This is a genomic window from Enterococcus xiangfangensis (assembly GCF_005405365.1).
Taxonomy (GTDB): Bacteria; Bacillota; Bacilli; order Lactobacillales; family Enterococcaceae; genus Enterococcus_A; species Enterococcus_A xiangfangensis.
This window is the reverse complement of sequence record NZ_BJDX01000011.1, coordinates 82,442-98,326: the sequence shown is the minus strand read 5'-3', so window position 1 is coordinate 98,326 and position 15,885 is coordinate 82,442. Positions and strand designations below refer to the sequence as shown.

The 15,885-nt window shown below is 41.4% G+C and carries 12 protein-coding genes, 1 tRNA gene, 1 riboswitch and 1 other annotated feature; of the genes, 9 read left to right on the top strand and 4 right to left on the bottom strand.

Annotated elements, in window-relative coordinates; translation table 11 throughout:
- Window positions 1-4: 4 nt before the first annotated feature.
- The 4 genes from FFM68_RS11875 (at window position 5) to FFM68_RS11860 (ending at window position 3,868) form a co-directional block, all read left to right on the top strand.
- A tRNA-Glu gene (locus FFM68_RS11875) sits at window positions 5-76 on the top strand.
- A gap of 113 nt (window positions 77-189) precedes the next feature.
- Window positions 190-271, top strand: a riboswitch (SMK box riboswitch).
- A complete protein-coding gene (metK, locus tag FFM68_RS11870; RefSeq protein WP_137619518.1) occupies window positions 269-1,459 on the top strand; it encodes a methionine adenosyltransferase in 1,191 nt (396 codons plus the stop codon). Its footprint overlaps the riboswitch before it by 3 nt.
- A gap of 122 nt (window positions 1,460-1,581) precedes the next feature.
- Window positions 1,582-3,057 carry an MDR family MFS transporter gene (locus FFM68_RS11865; protein WP_137619517.1) on the top strand — a complete coding sequence of 492 codons (1,476 nt, stop codon included), beginning with the start codon at window positions 1,582-1,584 and terminating at the stop codon, window positions 3,055-3,057.
- A gap of 22 nt (window positions 3,058-3,079) precedes the next feature.
- The gene (locus FFM68_RS11860; RefSeq protein ID WP_137619516.1) at window positions 3,080-3,868 is read left to right on the top strand and encodes an alpha/beta hydrolase; all 789 of its coding nucleotides are present in this window, start codon (window positions 3,080-3,082) and stop codon (window positions 3,866-3,868) included.
- Window positions 3,869-3,872: 4 nt separating this feature from the next.
- Here FFM68_RS11860 and mnmM read toward each other — a convergent pair whose 3' ends face one another.
- Genes mnmM through FFM68_RS11845 form a run of 3 tightly spaced genes read right to left on the bottom strand, consistent with a single transcriptional unit; the run spans window position 3,873 to window position 6,047 of the window.
- On the bottom strand, window positions 3,873-4,436 hold the full coding sequence (gene mnmM, locus FFM68_RS11855; protein WP_137619515.1) for a tRNA 5-(aminomethyl)-2-thiouridylate-methyltransferase MnmM: 564 nt from the start codon (window positions 4,434-4,436) through the stop codon (window positions 3,873-3,875).
- Window positions 4,411-5,391: a tRNA modification radical SAM protein MnmL/YtqA gene (gene mnmL, locus FFM68_RS11850; protein WP_137619514.1), complete on the bottom strand. Its 981-nt coding sequence runs from the start codon at window positions 5,389-5,391 to the stop codon at window positions 4,411-4,413. The genes mnmM and mnmL overlap by 26 nt, the downstream gene beginning before the upstream one ends.
- The gene (locus FFM68_RS11845; protein WP_137619513.1) at window positions 5,388-6,047 is read right to left on the bottom strand and encodes a phosphatase PAP2 family protein; all 660 of its coding nucleotides are present in this window, start codon (window positions 6,045-6,047) and stop codon (window positions 5,388-5,390) included. Before FFM68_RS11845 ends, mnmL begins: the two co-directional genes overlap by 4 nt.
- A gap of 137 nt (window positions 6,048-6,184) precedes the next feature.
- Window positions 6,185-6,376 (top strand) — a binding site (T-box leader).
- A gap of 189 nt (window positions 6,377-6,565) precedes the next feature.
- On the opposite strand from FFM68_RS11845, the gene leuS reads away from it, so the two are divergent.
- Window positions 6,566-9,079 carry a leucine--tRNA ligase gene (gene leuS / locus FFM68_RS11840; RefSeq protein WP_137619512.1) on the top strand — a complete coding sequence of 838 codons (2,514 nt, stop codon included), beginning with the start codon at window positions 6,566-6,568 and terminating at the stop codon, window positions 9,077-9,079.
- 137 nt (window positions 9,080-9,216) lie between these two features.
- The gene (locus tag FFM68_RS11835; RefSeq protein WP_137619511.1) at window positions 9,217-9,906 is read left to right on the top strand and encodes an aspartate/glutamate racemase family protein; all 690 of its coding nucleotides are present in this window, start codon (window positions 9,217-9,219) and stop codon (window positions 9,904-9,906) included.
- Window positions 9,907-10,045: 139 nt separating this feature from the next.
- On the opposite strand, the gene FFM68_RS11830 is transcribed toward FFM68_RS11835, so the two are convergent.
- Complete coding sequence (locus FFM68_RS11830; RefSeq protein ID WP_137619510.1) at window positions 10,046-11,542, bottom strand: UDP-N-acetylmuramoyl-L-alanyl-D-glutamate--L-lysine ligase; 1,497 nt, start codon at window positions 11,540-11,542, stop codon at window positions 10,046-10,048.
- Window positions 11,543-11,665: 123 nt separating this feature from the next.
- On the opposite strand from FFM68_RS11830, the gene FFM68_RS11825 reads away from it, so the two are divergent.
- From FFM68_RS11825 to FFM68_RS11815, 3 genes are all read left to right on the top strand, one after another.
- Window positions 11,666-13,303 (top strand): putative polysaccharide biosynthesis protein, encoded by a 1,638-nt coding sequence (locus FFM68_RS11825; protein WP_137619509.1) that lies wholly within the window; start codon window positions 11,666-11,668, stop codon window positions 13,301-13,303.
- Window positions 13,304-13,667: 364 nt separating this feature from the next.
- Window positions 13,668-14,279 carry an aggregation-promoting factor gene (gene apf, locus FFM68_RS11820; RefSeq protein WP_137619508.1) on the top strand — a complete coding sequence of 204 codons (612 nt, stop codon included), beginning with the start codon at window positions 13,668-13,670 and terminating at the stop codon, window positions 14,277-14,279.
- A gap of 463 nt (window positions 14,280-14,742) precedes the next feature.
- Window positions 14,743-15,879, top strand: a complete 1,137-nt coding sequence (locus FFM68_RS11815) for a 5-methyltetrahydropteroyltriglutamate--homocysteine S-methyltransferase (protein WP_137619507.1) — start codon at window positions 14,743-14,745, stop codon at window positions 15,877-15,879.
- Window positions 15,880-15,885 lie beyond the last annotated feature (6 nt).

The following is a 15,885-nucleotide window of genomic DNA, read 5'->3' as shown; positions in this document are numbered from 1 at the left end:
TTATGGCCCGTTGGTCAAGCGGTTAAGACACCGCCCTTTCACGGCGGTAACACGGGTTCGAGTCCCGTACGGGTCATCCTGAGACGTTTTTAAACGTCTCTTTTTTTGTGTTTTAAAGGTACTTTTCGTAAATTACTGCTTTTCTTTAGAAATTTATTAGTGACAGGTGCTATTTTTCTGTTATAATCGAGTCGTTGCAAGTTCCCGATAGGCTCTGGAAGCCCAGAGATTCCTTGTAACCGAATAAAATTTAGGGGGAATATTTATAATGGAAGAACGTCGTTTATTTACATCTGAATCTGTTTCAGAAGGACATCCGGATAAGGTTGCTGATCAAATCAGTGATGCAATTTTGGATGCAATTTTAGAAAAGGATCCAAAAGCCAGAGTTGCATGCGAAACATCTGTAACAACTGGGCTTGTTTTAGTTTTTGGTGAGATCTCTACTTCAGCATATGTAGATATCCAAAAAGTAGTACGCCAAACTATCAAACGAATTGGCTATACTGATTCAAAATTTGGTTTTGATGGAGACAATGTTGCTGTTTTAGTTGCAATCGATGAACAATCACCAGATATTGCTCAAGGTGTGGACGATGCCTTAGAGACTCGTGGTAAAGAAGATTCATTCGATGATATCGGTGCTGGAGACCAAGGCCTTATGTTTGGTTTTGCGGTGAACGAGACGCCTGAATTGATGCCATTACCTATTTCATTGAGTCATCACTTAGTTAAACGTTTAGCTGATTTACGTAAGTCTGGAGAAGTTGCTTATTTTGGACCAGATGCAAAATCTCAAGTAACAGTAGAGTATGATGAAAATGGAAAACCATTGCGAGTGGATACGGTCGTGATCAGTACACAACACAACGATCAAGTTGAAAACGAAACGATTCAAAAAGATGTAATGGAAAAAGTGATCAAACACGAAATTCCTGCAGAGTTATTAGATGAACAGACAAAATATTTTATCAATCCAACCGGCCGTTTTGTAATTGGCGGACCTCAAGGTGATGCTGGTTTGACTGGACGAAAAATTATCGTTGATACTTACGGTGGTTATTCACGTCATGGTGGCGGTGCTTTTTCTGGTAAGGATGCGACAAAAGTTGATCGTTCAGCTTCTTATGCTGCACGTTACATTGCGAAAAACATCGTAGCCGCTGGTTTAGCTGAAAAAGTTGAAGTCCAACTTGCCTATGCAATCGGTGTAGCGCAACCAGTTTCTATTTCAGTCAACACATTTGGCACAGCAAAAGTTTCTGAAGAAGCATTGATTGGTGCTATTCGTGAAAACTTTGATTTGCGTCCAGCAGGTATTATTGAAATGCTTGATTTATTGCGTCCAATTTATAGCGATACAGCTGCATATGGTCATTTTGGCCGGACAGATGTCGATTTAACTTGGGAGCATACCGATAAAGTTGCTGCGTTGAAAAAAAGTTTGAATTTAGGATAAATCGTACAGACATAAATTATTTATGGAGTTCACGAGGCGGTTTCGATTGGTCTTTGATCAATGGGACCGTCTTTTTTTGTTAGTTTGATTTATGCAGATCAGATAGGAATTTGGAGGGGAAAATGAAGAGGAAAACAAATGTGAAAGTTGTGACTGCCGGAATTTTTATCGCGACATTCATGTCAGCGATTGAAGGAACGATCGTGACGACTGCCATGCCGACGATCGTTGGTAGTTTACATGGAATCGAGATTATGAATTGGGTCTTTTCAATCTACTTATTAACTAATGCTATGATCACACCGATCTATGGCAAGTTAGCCGACAAAATTGGGAGGAAACCAATTTTTATTCTAGGAATTTTATTGTTTGTTTTAGGCTCTGCGTTGTGTGGAATGTCAAATGAGATGCTGACATTGATCATTGCTCGCGCAATTCAAGGGATCGGTGCTGGAGCGATCATGCCCGTATCATTAACGATTATTGCGGATCTCTATGATCTTGAAAAACGAGCAAAAGTTTTGGGACTGACGAGTGCTGCTTGGGGAATCGCGAGTGTCTTTGGTCCGTTGGCTGGTGGACTGATCGTGGATACAGTCGGTTGGCATTGGATTTTCTTTATCAATGTGCCGATTGGTCTGGGTTTGATTGGTTTATTGCAATATTTTTTTGTGGAAGAAAAGAAAAACCATCAAGCCAAAAAGATGGATATTTTAGGCAGCTTATTTTTAATGTTGACGTTATTAAGTTTGCTGTTAGGTTTTCAATTATTAGGTGATGAAGGTCTGTCATTAGCAGTCGGTGCGTTATTCATTGCGAGTGTTCTTGCATTAGTCTTTTTTATACAAACGGAAAAAAGAGCAGTTGATCCGGTGATAAACTTGAAATTATTCAGCAATCAGACTTTTGCTAGTGTAAATATTGTCGCAGCGTTGATCAGCGGTTTTTTGATGGGCCTAGATGTTTATATCCCGATGTGGATGCAAGGCGTTTTAGGCAAACCTGCGGGGGTAGGCGGCTTAGTTTTAGCACCGATGTCAATCGTCTGGATGTATGGATCTTTCTTATCGGGGCGTCTGTTGCGCAAGTATTCAGTTAAGTGGATTTTGATAGTTGGATTGACCATTATTTTATTAGGCGGTGGAACCTTGCTAGCCTTACCACAACAAAGTCCATTTTGGCTGTTCTTCATCATTACAGGTGTCTTAGGTGTCGGGTACGGATTATCTATCACAACAACAACGGTGGAGGCGCAAGCCAGTGTACCAAAAGAAGAAATTGGTGTTGCAACTTCATTCAATGCATTGTCACGAACGATTGGTCAAACGGTTATGGTCGCACTTTTTGGAATTATTTTGAATGTTGCTAATAGCCGCCAGCTAATAAAAGCCGGGATTTCTGATCTGGATATCATGAATCGTTTGATCAATCCGCATACAGCGATCCAAATTGAGTTGGAACTGCGGACGGAATTGCATAAAATTCTTTTTGACAGCTTGCATTGGGTGTATTTGGCGGGGCTGCTGTTGATTATTTTTGCGCTGATTTTTAGTTTTATGGTTGGGAAACCAGCCAGACGTGTTAAACTAGAAAAATAAAGAAACTGGAGGCCTTAGCTGAATGGCTTTTTTACAGGTAAATGTCTATTCGAATGTTTTACAAATGGAAGTAATGGTAAATGTGATCTTGCCGCAAACGACACATAAAAAAATCGGAACAGCGACGACCGGTGCGACAGAAGATGTCTCTGTCTTGTATTTACTGCATGGGATGGGCGGCAATCATAGTGTTTGGGAACGACGAACATCAATCGAACGCTATGTTGCAGATTATCAGATGGCAGTAGTGATGCCTTCGACAGATCTTGGTTTTTATACGAACACAACTTATGATATGAATTATTGGACGTTTATTTCTGAAGAACTTCCTGAAATCGTCCATGAACTCTTTCCGCAGATTACTGACAAACGGGAAAAGACGTTTGCTGCAGGACTATCAATGGGTGGTTATGGCGCGTTGAAATTAGGTCTGGCAAAGTCAGAGAATTTTGCGGCGGTCGCATCTTTGTCAGGAGCAGTTGTTTTGAGTGATGTGAAAAGTCTGTTGACAGTGCGAAATGAAGCCTATTGGCAAGGGATTTTTGGACCGTTGGATCAGATTCAAGGTTCTAAAAACGATCCGCTTTATTTATTGGAAGAGCTGGTGAACAGTCAAAAACCTGCTCCGCGCTTCTTCTTAGCTTGCGGAACAGAAGATGATCTGTATCCAGCCAGTCAATATATGGCGCATAAACTGAAACAAAAAGAACTAGCTGTAACGTTTGAAGAGGGACCGGGGAAACATGATTGGGTATTTTGGGATACTTGGATCGAACGTGTTTTGGAATGGTTCAATGAAAAGAGCGACTGATTGATCAGTCGCTCTTTTTTTCTACGCACAATAAAATCGGCGGATTATTTTTTTGGTTGATGAATTGATAATTCAAGACACTATAAGTTTCTTGCGGCAAGTCTTGACAGAAGTGCAGGACCTCATTTTTTTCGACTTCACCGCCTATGTGACCATAGTAAATTACAAGAATCATTCGGCCGCCAACTGCTAAGCGTTTCAAGATCGCCCGCATGGCTTGTTTTGTTGTTTCAGGCAATGTGATGATTTGTTTGTCGCCTTTTGGCAAATAACCGAGATTGAAGATCGCCGCCCGGATTGGTTGCCGCGCTGAAATTTTTTCCTCGATCGTTTCGTGACCGGCAAGATACAAAGTAGTACGGTCAACATAGTCGGCCAATTTTTCGCGGGTATTTTGGATGGCTTGTTCTTGGATATCAAAGGCAGACACATGGCCTGTCGGACCCACGAGTTCCGCCAAAAATAAAGTATCATTGCCATTGCCCATCGTCGCATCGATCACGTGATCGCCATTGGTCACTACTTCTTTCAACAGTTGATGACTAAAGCGTAAGGCTGTTAGCAGCATCGGCAAAATCCTTTCGCAAAGCAAATTTCCCTTGATACGAATCGCGTCGGATTAGTTCTTGATCAATCGCGTTCAAGACTTCCCATTTTTTCAAACTCCACATCGGCCCAATCAAGGAATCCCACGGCGCGTCGCCAGTTAGCCGATGGATGATAATCTCTTGCGGAATCATTTCTAGTTGATCGCAGATGACTGAGACATAATCGGCTTTACTCATTAACTGCAGTCGACCTTCGGCATAGTCGCGCAACATTTTTGTATTGCGCATCAAGTGGAGAAGATGAAGCTTGATGCCTTGTACGTCAGAATCCAAGATTGTTCGGCGTACATTTTCCCGCATCATCTCTACAGTTTCTCCCGGTAAGCCATTGATCAAATGAGTACAGACATGAATATCGTGTTTCCGCAGACGTGCTACGGCATCCACATAAGTTGGATAATCATGGGCGCGGTTGATACGTGCGCTCGTTGATTCATAAGTTGTTTGCAAGCCTAATTCTACCCAAAGGTACAAACGCTGATTAAGTTCGGCTAAATAATCGACAACTTCTGGAGGCAAACAATCGGGTCGTGTACCGATTGATAAGCCGACCACGCCGGGCAGATTCACGACTTGTTCAAAACGTTCACGGATAACTTCGACCGGTGCATGCGTATTAGTAAAGTTTTGGAAATAAACGATGTATTGTTCCACATGGGGCCATTTTTGATGCATCATGTCGATCTCTTTTTGAAACTGCAAAGGCAGCGGATCACTTGGCGCGACGATCATATCGCCAGAGCCAGAAACACTGCAGAAGGTACAGCCGCCATGTGCCACGGTTCCGTCACGATTGGGGCAGTCGAAGCCGCCGTCGACAGGAACTTTAAAAATTTTCCCGCCAAATTGATGGCGCAGCGCATAATTCCATGAATGATAGCGCTTGGTTTTGTCGTCACTATATTGAAAGGTCATCTGTTTCTCCTAATCGCTTTTAGATCATAAGCTAATTTTTTCTGTTTGTAATATGGATAGGTAAAAAGCAGCCAGCTGCTGCCGAAAAGCATCCCGCCGAGTACATCGCTTGGATAATGGACACCCAGATAAATTCGGCTGATCATGATACTAAAGATCAACAATCCTGCAATGAGCTGAGCAATCAATCGCGGCGTTTTTTCTTTGAAGAACAACGCCATGACAGCAATCAAAGTGCCGTATAACAAAGTACTGGCTGTCGAATGACCGCTGGGGAAACTAAAGCTGTGTTCAACTACCATGTGGGGTAAAAGTGTTGGGCGTTCACGTTGGAAAAACAGCTTCAGCAAGTGGTTGCCGACTCCGCTGACTAATGCCATAGTAGTCACCAGCCATAGTGCGGTGATTTTTTGTTTATTGAAATAAAATAAACCAGTGAAAACAAGCGTCAATAAGACGATTGTAGTCGGATTAGCAAATTTTGTTACCCATAAAAAATAGCCGTTCAGCTGTGGGTAGAGTTGATGGACTGCCTGAATGATTCCGCGGTCAAAACCAGCGAGTGTTTCTGGATAAAAACGGACGATGTAACAAAGTGCCGCAAAAAAAAGCAGGGTAAAACTGCCGATCAATTGATAGAGTGATTTATTTTTCATTGTTTTGTCTGACTCATCCTTTCTAAACAGAAGTATTATATCATGTTTCAGCGGCGGGACAATTTTTTCCGTGATTTCTTAAAGGGAATTCAATTGAATATTATTTTGGAATCTGCTAAGATAAAACTACTTTAAATATTGTTGCTTGGAAGAGGAGTAGTAGAAACGAACGCATTTTAGAGAGCGCACGGTGCTGGGAGTGTGTATGTGGGACATTCGAACTTACCTTGGAGCATGATCAATCGATCCGGTTAGAGACCGTTATTTCTTTTGAGGTCTGTTTTTTGGCAGATAAAAATAGGTGGTACCACGTTAATTACGTCCTATGAAAGTTTCTTTGAGCTTTCGTAGGACTTTTTTTTGCTAGGTCCGCTTCTCATCCCGGCTTTTTGCTGTAAAGTTAGCTGAGTGATGAAGGTAAGACCGTTTTTCCTAGTTTGAAAAATGATTTTGGAACCTGGGTTAGCTGTCAATTGTATATCATCAAAAAATAAGTTTATCTAAGTAGGAGGAACAACATGAGTTACGATCACAAAGCGATTGAAAAAAAATGGCAAAAATATTGGGCAAAGCACAATGTGTTCAATACCCAAGACGACCCTGAAAAACCAAAATTTTATGCATTGGATATGTTTCCTTACCCATCTGGACAAGGCTTGCACGTAGGTCATCCGGAAGGTTATACGGCAACGGATGCAATTTCACGGATGAAGCGCGCGCAAGGATATAATGTCTTGCATCCAATGGGCTGGGATGCGTTTGGTCTGCCTGCAGAGCAATATGCATTGGACACAGGAAATGATCCAGCAGAATTTACCAAGAAAAATATTGAAACATTCAAACGTCAAATCAACTCATTAGGATTCAGCTATGATTGGAATCGTGAACTGAATACGACGGATCCTGAATATTATAAATGGACACAATGGATTTTTGAACGGATGTATGAAAAAGGCTTAGCTTATGAAGCAGAAGTTCCGGTCAACTGGGTACCTGAATTAGGGACCGTTATTTCAAATGAAGAAGTAATCGACGGCAAGAGCGAACGAGGCGGCTATGATGTGATCCGCAAACCAATGCGTCAATGGATGTTGAAGATTACTGCTTATGCCGATCGTTTGTTGGATGATTTAGAAACTGTTGATTGGCCTGAAAGTATCAAAGAAATGCAACGAAATTGGATCGGCCGTTCTGTTGGTGCAAACGTCAACTTCAAAATTGATGGTAGCACGGAAACATTTACTGTTTTCACAACCCGACCAGATACATTGTTTGGTGCAACATATGCGGTCATGGCACCCGAATTGGCTTTAGTTCAAAAAATTACTACTGCTGAACAAAAAGCTGCTGTAGATGCCTATATTGAAGAGGCATCAAAAAAATCTGAATTGAATCGAACAGATTTAGCAAAAGAAAAAACAGGGGTCTTTACTGGTGCGTATGCAATTAATCCGGTCAATGGTGAAAAAATGCCGATCTGGATCGGTGATTATGTCTTAGCTTCTTATGGAACAGGAGCGATCATGGCGGTTCCTGCTCATGATGAACGCGATTATGAATTTGCTAAAACATTTGGTTTGCCGATCATTCCCGTCCTTGAAGGCGGCGACATTGAAAAAGCAGCCTTTACCGGCGACAGTGCGCATATTAATTCTGAGTTTTTAGACGGTTTGAACAAACAAGAGGCGATCGACAAGATGATCCCTTGGTTAGAAGAACATAATTGCGGGAAAAAAGAAATCAGCTACCGTTTGCGTGACTGGTTGTTCTCTCGTCAACGTTATTGGGGCGAACCAATTCCAGTTATTCACTGGGAAGACGGGACGACTGGTTTAGTTCCTGATTATGAATTGCCATTGGAATTACCAAAAACAACAGATATCAAACCAAGTGGTACTGGGGAATCACCATTAGCCAATATCGAAGACTGGGTCAATGTGGTCGATCCGATTACTGGCAAAAAAGGGCGACGTGAAACCAATACTATGCCGCAATGGGCCGGTAGTTCATGGTATTACTTGCGCTTTATTGATCCTCATAACAAAGAAGCATTAGCAGATTACGATAAATTAGAACGCTGGATGCCAGTTGATCTGTATATCGGTGGAGCAGAACATGCTGTGCTGCATTTATTGTATGTTCGTTTCTGGCATAAATTCTTATACGACATCGGTGTCGTTCCAACAAATGAACCATTCCAAAAACTTTACAATCAAGGTATGATCTTAGGTCAAAGTTTCCGCGATAGTCGAGGAGCGCTAGTTCCAACCAATCAAGTAGAAAAACGCGATGGTAAATGGTTTAGTGTGGAAACTGGGGAAGAATTGGAAGAAGCACCGGCAAAAATGAGCAAATCATTGAAAAATGTCGTGAACCCTGACGACGTGGTCGAACAATATGGTGCGGATACATTGCGGATGTACGAAATGTTCATGGGACCATTAGATGCTTCAATTGCTTGGAGTGAAAACGGACTGGAAGGTTCACGGAAATTCTTGGATCGGGTATGGCGTTTGATCGTTGATGAAGAAGGCAAAATGCGTGATCATATTACGAACTTCAACGACGGTTCATTGACTAAAGTTTACAATCAAACAGTCAAAAAAGTAACAGATGATATGGAACATCTGCATTTCAATACCGCGATTTCTCAGCTGATGGTCTTTGTAAATGATGCCTATAAAGCAGAAGCGCTGACTTATGAATATGTAGAAGGCTTCGTACAATTGCTAGCACCGATCGCCCCGCATGTTGCTGAAGAACTTTGGGCGATCTTAGGTCATGAGGGCGGCATTTCTCATGTGGCTTGGCCAACTTATGATGAAGCGGCGTTAGTTGAAAATGAGATCGAAGTGATCTTACAAGTAAACGGAAAAGTCCGTTCAAAAGTGATGGTCGCTGTTGATTTAGCAAAAGAAGAATTAGAAAAACTTGCGCTGGAAGATGAACTTATCCAACGTAATATCGAAGGAAAAACAGTTCGTAAAGTGATCATTGTACCGAATAAATTGGTCAATATCGTAGCGAACTAATTATTCTTACTTGAAACATATGTCTGCTGGAAGCCTGTATTATCAAGGCTTCTAGCTTTTTTATTTTATTTTTAGTTTGAAATGAGGTAAGATAAGCAATTAAATAGAGTACTGAATTATCATGGGGGCCTTTTAGGATGTCGAATAAAAAAATTACCGTCATGGCAGGGACGCCGGTAGATACAGAAATGGGCTGCCGACTGTTGAAAGCAAATTTTTCTTGTGCGCTCGATCCGATCGCCGTGACAGATACACCTGAGAAACAAACTTTTTTTCAAACAAGTGATTCCGCGGTTCGCGCAAGTATCGTTAAATCACTGATCGCGTCAGCTATTTCCCGTGGCAGCGAATTGATTTTTGTTTATTGCAACTCATTAAGTGCTACGGTAGACTTTGAAGCTATCTCGCGTGACTTGCATATCAAGATCATTACGCCATTCAAAGCATACCGAGCAACAGCCAAACAATGTAAAAGAGTCGGCTTGCTGACAGCTAATGCGCAAGGAGCGTCAGGAATTGAAAAAGAACTGGTACAAACGAATGAAAAAATAAAACTTTATTCCATCAGCAATCTAGATTGGGTCAATAGTATCGAAAATAAGGAAGACGCGAAAACAATTTGTCAAAATTACGGACTGCCTGAATCAGTGCAGTTTTTTGAAACAAACAAGGTAGAAAAAATAATTTTCGGCTGTACTCATTTTCCATATTTCATGAAGGAATACCAAACAATGACTGCGATAGACTGTCTGAGCCCGGATGAATACATGCTAGCTGAAGTCGTTAAGGCCCTTAATCTTGTAAAAATAAAGACGAAAACTCTGTAAATAGTTACGGAGTTTTTTTGTAGGAAAGAAAACCAATTTATTTATTAGTACGAAAAGTTGGCTTGACCGTACAAAAAAGACCGCTGATCAATGAGATCACGGTCTATGGGAGTAGCAGTGTTTTTGAGTCTAAGCGGAATCAAAGAGCAATGAATTTTTCAGCCAATTGATAATCGCCTTCATAAGGCAGATTTTCATCGTTAACAGTCATGTACTGATCCGTTCCTTTTCCGGCTAAGATGATGGCATCGTTAGGACCAGCTGCTTGGATGGCCGCTTGGATGGCTTTTTTTCGATCAATTTCAAAGTGTACGTCCACGTGAGGATTCTTGATTCCTTGTTGGATCTCATCAGCGATTTTTCGCGGATCTTCAAAGTTCGGATCATCGCTGGTCAAAATAGCGGTATCGGCATATTCACCGATGGCTTGGCCTAAGCCTGTTCGGCGAGATTCGGCTTTATTCCCAGTCGACCCAGTGATAACTACAAGTGCACCAGTGGGGTGTTGTTCTTTAGCGAAAGCCAGCAATGATTTCATGCTTAAATAATTATGAGCGTAATCGACATAAATGTGAGCGCCATTTGATTTTAAAAGCAAATTCATCCGTCCAGGAACTAATGCTTCAGCTAATCCTTGTTGACCAGCTTTTTGATCGCCTCCGACAAGCGCGCTGGCCAGTAAAGCGGCAGCGGCGTTTTCTTTGTTGAAGTCGCCAGCTAATAAAATTTCATAGTGTCCGTTTAAATTGAAACGATCGGATGAGCTTGTTAAGGCAAAGGCAAGTGGATGTGCCAATGGCTGTACGCAGTAATCAGCTTGCTGATTTCCGTAGGTGATGACAGGAATATTTTTTTGTTTGGTTAATTCCAGCAAAAGATCAAAGTGATCGATTTCATGCTGCAAGATGACTTGTCGAGAATTAGCGAGTAGCTGTCGTTTGCAATAGAAGTAATCTTCAAAAGTCGGATGTTCAATCGGTCCGATATGGTCTGGTGAAATGTTTAGGAAAACTCCTACATCAAAGGTCAAACCGTAAACGCGGGCGACTTTATAAGCTTGGGAAGAAACTTCCATGATGAGATGGGTCATCCCGTTTTCTACAGCTTCGGCCATCATCCGGTACAAGTCTAATGATTCCGGCGTTGTAAGTTTTGATTTAAAAAAAGTTACACCGTCTACTGTCGTATTTAATGTCGACAAAAGGGCGGTTTTTTGATTGGTAGTGATGTCTAAGATTTGTTTTGTGAAATAAGCGACGGTCGTTTTGCCCTTTGTACCGGTGATCCCAATCAGTTTTAATTTTCTTTGGGGATAATCGTAAAAAGCCATACTCAAAACAGCTAGTGCTTTGCGAATATCAGTAACGATGATGGCTACTTCAGCAGCGACTTCGTAAGGTTGTTCTGCAAGATAACAAGTCAAACCTTTTTCTAAGGCTTGTTCTAGATAGCGTTGTTGAAAATTATTGCCTTTACAGAAAAAAAGTGTATCCGCATCAGCTTCACGTGAGTCGTAAGCGATTTTGCGAAATTTTTTGTCAAAAGGCGCGGTCAACGTCCAACGCGTTGGCGTGATAAACTCCCGTAAGAGATTTTCTTTTTCAAGAATTTGTTGGATTTGGGTAAGTGTCAGCATGATGAGACCTCCAATATATAGTCTAAGCTATTATAGCATAGCGCAGTAAGAGAAAAAGTAAAGAGTGATTGTCAGAAGCGTGATTTCGTTTTACTATAAAGAGAACAAGTAAAGGAGAAAATTATGGACAAAATCCGATCAAGCGAGCTTTCTTATCAAGAAAAAATGATCCAAGGATCGGCTTGGCTGTCAGTAGGCAATATCTTTTCGCGACTGCTAGGCGCAATCTACATTATTCCATGGTATGCCTGGATGGGAGAAAATGCCCGAGCTGCCAATGGATTATTTAATATGGGCTATACGTTTTATGCATTGTTCATGATGATCTCCACAGCAGGATTGCCCGGTGCGATTGCTAAACAAGTCGCACGCTACAATTCAATGGGTGAATATCAGACCAGCCGGCGCTTATTTATCAAAGCGCTACAAGCTACCGCGATTTTAGGAATCTTTTTTGGCGGAGTGATGTTTTTGACTGCGCCTTTATTAGCCGGATTATCCGGCGGTGGAGCCGCGCTGATTCCTGTGATCCAAGCGTTAAGTGTCGCCGTAGTTGCTTTTCCTTGTATGAGTGTCTTACGTGGTTATTTTCAAGGGCAGCAAGATATGCGGCCATCGGCTATCTCACAATTAGTTGAGCAGGCGCTCCGTGTTTTGTATATGTTGTTAAGTGTCTTTATTATTATGAAAGTGATGAAAGGCGATTATTTGAGTGCCGTGATTCAATCGACCTTTGCTGCATCTTTTGGCATGATCGGTTCTTACGGTGTGTTGCTTTTTTATTGGTTCAAGGAACGTAAAATCAGCGACCAGCAATTGAAATATAGTTTGAACAAAGTGACGATCGACACAAAAAAATTATTATTTGAAACAGTTAGACAAGCGATCCCGTTCATTTTGCTCGGCGGCGGAATCACGTTTTACAAACTGATCGATCAAGCGACGTTCATCCATACAATGAAAGCGAATACGAATTACAGTCATGCTCAGCTGGTAGATCTGTATGCGTTATTTAGTGCCAATCCTGATAAACTGACGATGGTCGTCGTGACTTTAGGAACTTCGCTTGCTTTAACGAGTTTGCCGATGTTGACAGAACTTTTTACGCAAAAACGTAGACCAGAGTTGGCTAAGTTAGTAAATACCAACATCCAACTTTTCGCCTTTATTATGTTTCCTGCAGTTTCTGGTATGATTTTATTGGCGTATCCATTGAACACAGTTTTTTATTCAGCCGATGTTTTAGGCAGTCACGTACTGATTGCGGCGTGTTTAGCAGGATTTATTTCAGCGCTGTTCATGATGCTGTCCACAACGTTGCAAGGAATCTCCCACAGCAGAATCGCAGTACGATATTGGCTGGCAGGGCTGGTCTTAAAAGTGGTGATCCAAATCCCGCTGATCAAATTACTGGAGGTCTATGGTCCATTAGCGGCAACATTTTTAGGACTAAGTTTGACTTCTGCATTGTGCTTATGGAAGTTGCGAAGAGTCGTTCAAGCAAATTATCGGCTGGCATTTCGTCGCTGTCTCTTGATTTTGATCTTAACGCTCTTGATGTTGGGCGTTGCTGTGATCGTGCGACAAACGAGTTATCTGGTGCTTGATCCTGCCGCTCGCTTTTCGGCCTTGCTGATTTGTTTGCTGACAGCCGGGATCGGCGGAGCCGTTTATGTTTATCTGAGTTTGAAGCTGCGATTAGTCGATCAACTAGTTGGAGCGCAAGCGAGGAAATGGCGTCAGCGTTTAAGGATCAAATAAAAAAACTTCGACTCTGTTAAATAGAGCCGAAGTTTTTTTGCTTAAACAGCCAAATTTTTCAAGAATCATCGTCTAGGCTTCTTTACAAAAAGATTTCAATATTTCCTGAAGAGCGTTTTGTAACACAAAGATAAAACAGTTCCAATTGATAGAAACCTTATAAACAGCGAGTTTTATTTCGTAATAGAAAAAATACTATATTTCAAAGTGACACACTAATGGATGTTTTGTTACATTGTTTTATCGGATTGTAATGTACTGTTACATGATTATTACCCATGAAATACAAAAGGATGATAAAGTATCTCTCGTAGTCAATAAGACAAACGAAAACGACAGAAGAAAATTCGGGGGAAATTACATAATGAAATTAGGGAAAACAGTTCTTTTTAGTACAGTATTAGCAGCCGGTGCAGGATTGGCGATGGGTGCTACAGATGCACACGCTTCAGAAACATACACTGTTGAAGCAGGCGATACTTTATCAAAAATTTCTCATAAGTTTGCTGGCAATGACAGCTTAGTTGATAAAATTGCTAAAGCAAATAAAATTTCGAACGTAAACATGATCTTTGCTGGTCAAGAATTAACAATTGACGGCGAAGCTAAAACTGAAAAAGCAGAAACAACAGAAACAACTCAAGCAGCTCCTGCACAAACAGCAGCAGTTCAAGAAACAGCAGTTCAAGAAACAACTCAAACAGCACCTGTTCAAGAAACAGCGGCTCAAACAACAACAGCTACAACTGCAGCAAGCACCAACTCAGCAAAAGAATGGATTGCACAACGCGAATCTAGCGGTTCATACACAGCGACAAACGGTCAATACATCGGACGTTACCAATTATCAGCTTCATACTTAAACGGTGACTACTCTGCAGCAAACCAAGAACGCGTTGCTGACCAATATGTAACTTCTCGTTATGGTTCTTGGGAAGGCGCTCAAGCTTTCTGGCAAGCAAACGGTTGGTACTAAAATTAAAATGAATTCTAAGCTAAGATCCCCGAGATCTTAGCTTTTTTTTATAGTAAAAATTACCAACTAAATTGCTATTTTTAAAAATAAATGAAAAAAGTATTGACAAAACCTATATTAAATGTGATTATAGTGAACAAATAATGAAGCTTTGAAGAGAAGAGTAACTGATAAGTAACGAGTACAGAGAACCCGGTCGGTGAAAAAGGGAATTGTAAAAGTCAGTGAAGATGAACTCTGAGCAATTTGGTTTGTTCACGCAAACTAAACGGGAAGTGACCGATATATCACCGGGTATCAACAGGTACCGTTGAGGCATTATTCGCGAGGATAATGTAAATGAGGGTGGTAACGCGAAAACATTCGTCCCTTTATTTATTGCACTGGCAATAGGTAAAGGGATGGATGTTTTTTTGTTTTTCATCGCCTTTTCTTAAAAGCTAAAAAATGGAGGAATTTTATTATGACAAAACGTACAACATCACCATTTCGCTATGACATCGTGGGAAGCTTCTTGCGACCTGATAAATTAAAAGCAGCACGGACAGCATTTGAAGCCGGCAATCTTACACAAGCAGAATTAACAAAAGTTGAAGATGAGGCGATCATCGATTTGATCAATAAACAAGAAGCAGCTGGGCTGAAAGCTGTGACCGATGGCGAATTTCGCCGCAGCTGGTGGCACTTAGATTTCTTCTGGGGCTTGCAAGGAGTAGCGTTTGCTATTCCAGAACACGGCTACTTTTTCCACGGTGAAGAAACTCGACCAGGTACAGTCATCGTCACTGGAAAAGTTTCTGGTGAAAATCATCCGTTTGTTGAACATTTTAAATTTACACGTGCCCATACTAGCGAAGGTGTCGAAGTGAAACAGACAATCCCAGCTCCTGCACAAATCTTAGTGGAGTTATTAAGACCGGATGTCATCGAAAAAGTTCGTGAGATCTATCCAACCAATGAGCTTTTGATCGCCGATATCGTCACTGCATATCGCCAAGTGATTGCTGATCTATATGCCGCAGGCGCACGTACGATCCAACTAGACGATTGCACATGGGGCGTTTTAGTCGCACCGTTGCCAGAAGGATTTATTGTAGAAGAAGAGAAAGATGAAAAAGAAGTTCGCAACGAATTGGCACAATTGTATTTAACGATTAATAACGCAGTCTTAGCCGATCAACCAGCAGATTTGATTTTAAACACACATGTGTGTCGTGGAAATTATCATTCAACTTGGGCAGCAGCTGGCGGTTACGATGATGTGGCAGAGCCATTGTTCACCTCTGAAAATGTCCATGCATATTATTTAGAATATGACACCGAACGTTCTGGTGGGTTTGAACCTTTAGCAAAAGTCAGCGGTGATAAACAAGTTGTTTTAGGTTTGATCACTTCTAAAGACGGTAATCTAGAAGATCGTCAACAAGTCATTGATCGGATTCATGAAGCGGCACAGTATTTGCCGTTGGATCGTTTATCATTAAGTCCACAATGTGGTTTCGCTTCAACTGAAGAAGGAAATATTTTAACTGAGGAACAACAATGGAACAAGATCGCATTGGTTAAAAGTATCGCAGAAGAGGTTTGGTCAGAAAAGTAGGGATAG

Coding starts and splice junctions, on each gene's coding strand:
- metK (WP_137619518.1), top strand. CDS start 269: ATGGAAGAACGTCGTTTATTTACATCTGAATCTGTTTCAGAAGGACAT.
- FFM68_RS11865 (WP_137619517.1), top strand. CDS start 1,582: ATGAAGAGGAAAACAAATGTGAAAGTTGTGACTGCCGGAATTTTTATC.
- FFM68_RS11830 (WP_137619510.1), bottom strand. CDS start 11,542: ATGCTGACACTTACCCAAATCCAACAAATTCTTGAAAAAGAAAATCTC.
- FFM68_RS11860 (WP_137619516.1), top strand. CDS start 3,080: ATGGCTTTTTTACAGGTAAATGTCTATTCGAATGTTTTACAAATGGAA.
- mnmM (WP_137619515.1), bottom strand. CDS start 4,436: ATGCTGCTAACAGCCTTACGCTTTAGTCATCAACTGTTGAAAGAAGTA.
- FFM68_RS11835 (WP_137619511.1), top strand. CDS start 9,217: ATGTCGAATAAAAAAATTACCGTCATGGCAGGGACGCCGGTAGATACA.
- apf (WP_137619508.1), top strand. CDS start 13,668: ATGAAATTAGGGAAAACAGTTCTTTTTAGTACAGTATTAGCAGCCGGT.
- FFM68_RS11825 (WP_137619509.1), top strand. CDS start 11,666: ATGGACAAAATCCGATCAAGCGAGCTTTCTTATCAAGAAAAAATGATC.
- FFM68_RS11845 (WP_137619513.1), bottom strand. CDS start 6,047: ATGAAAAATAAATCACTCTATCAATTGATCGGCAGTTTTACCCTGCTT.
- mnmL (WP_137619514.1), bottom strand. CDS start 5,391: ATGACCTTTCAATATAGTGACGACAAAACCAAGCGCTATCATTCATGG.
- FFM68_RS11815 (WP_137619507.1), top strand. CDS start 14,743: ATGACAAAACGTACAACATCACCATTTCGCTATGACATCGTGGGAAGC.
- leuS (WP_137619512.1), top strand. CDS start 6,566: ATGAGTTACGATCACAAAGCGATTGAAAAAAAATGGCAAAAATATTGG.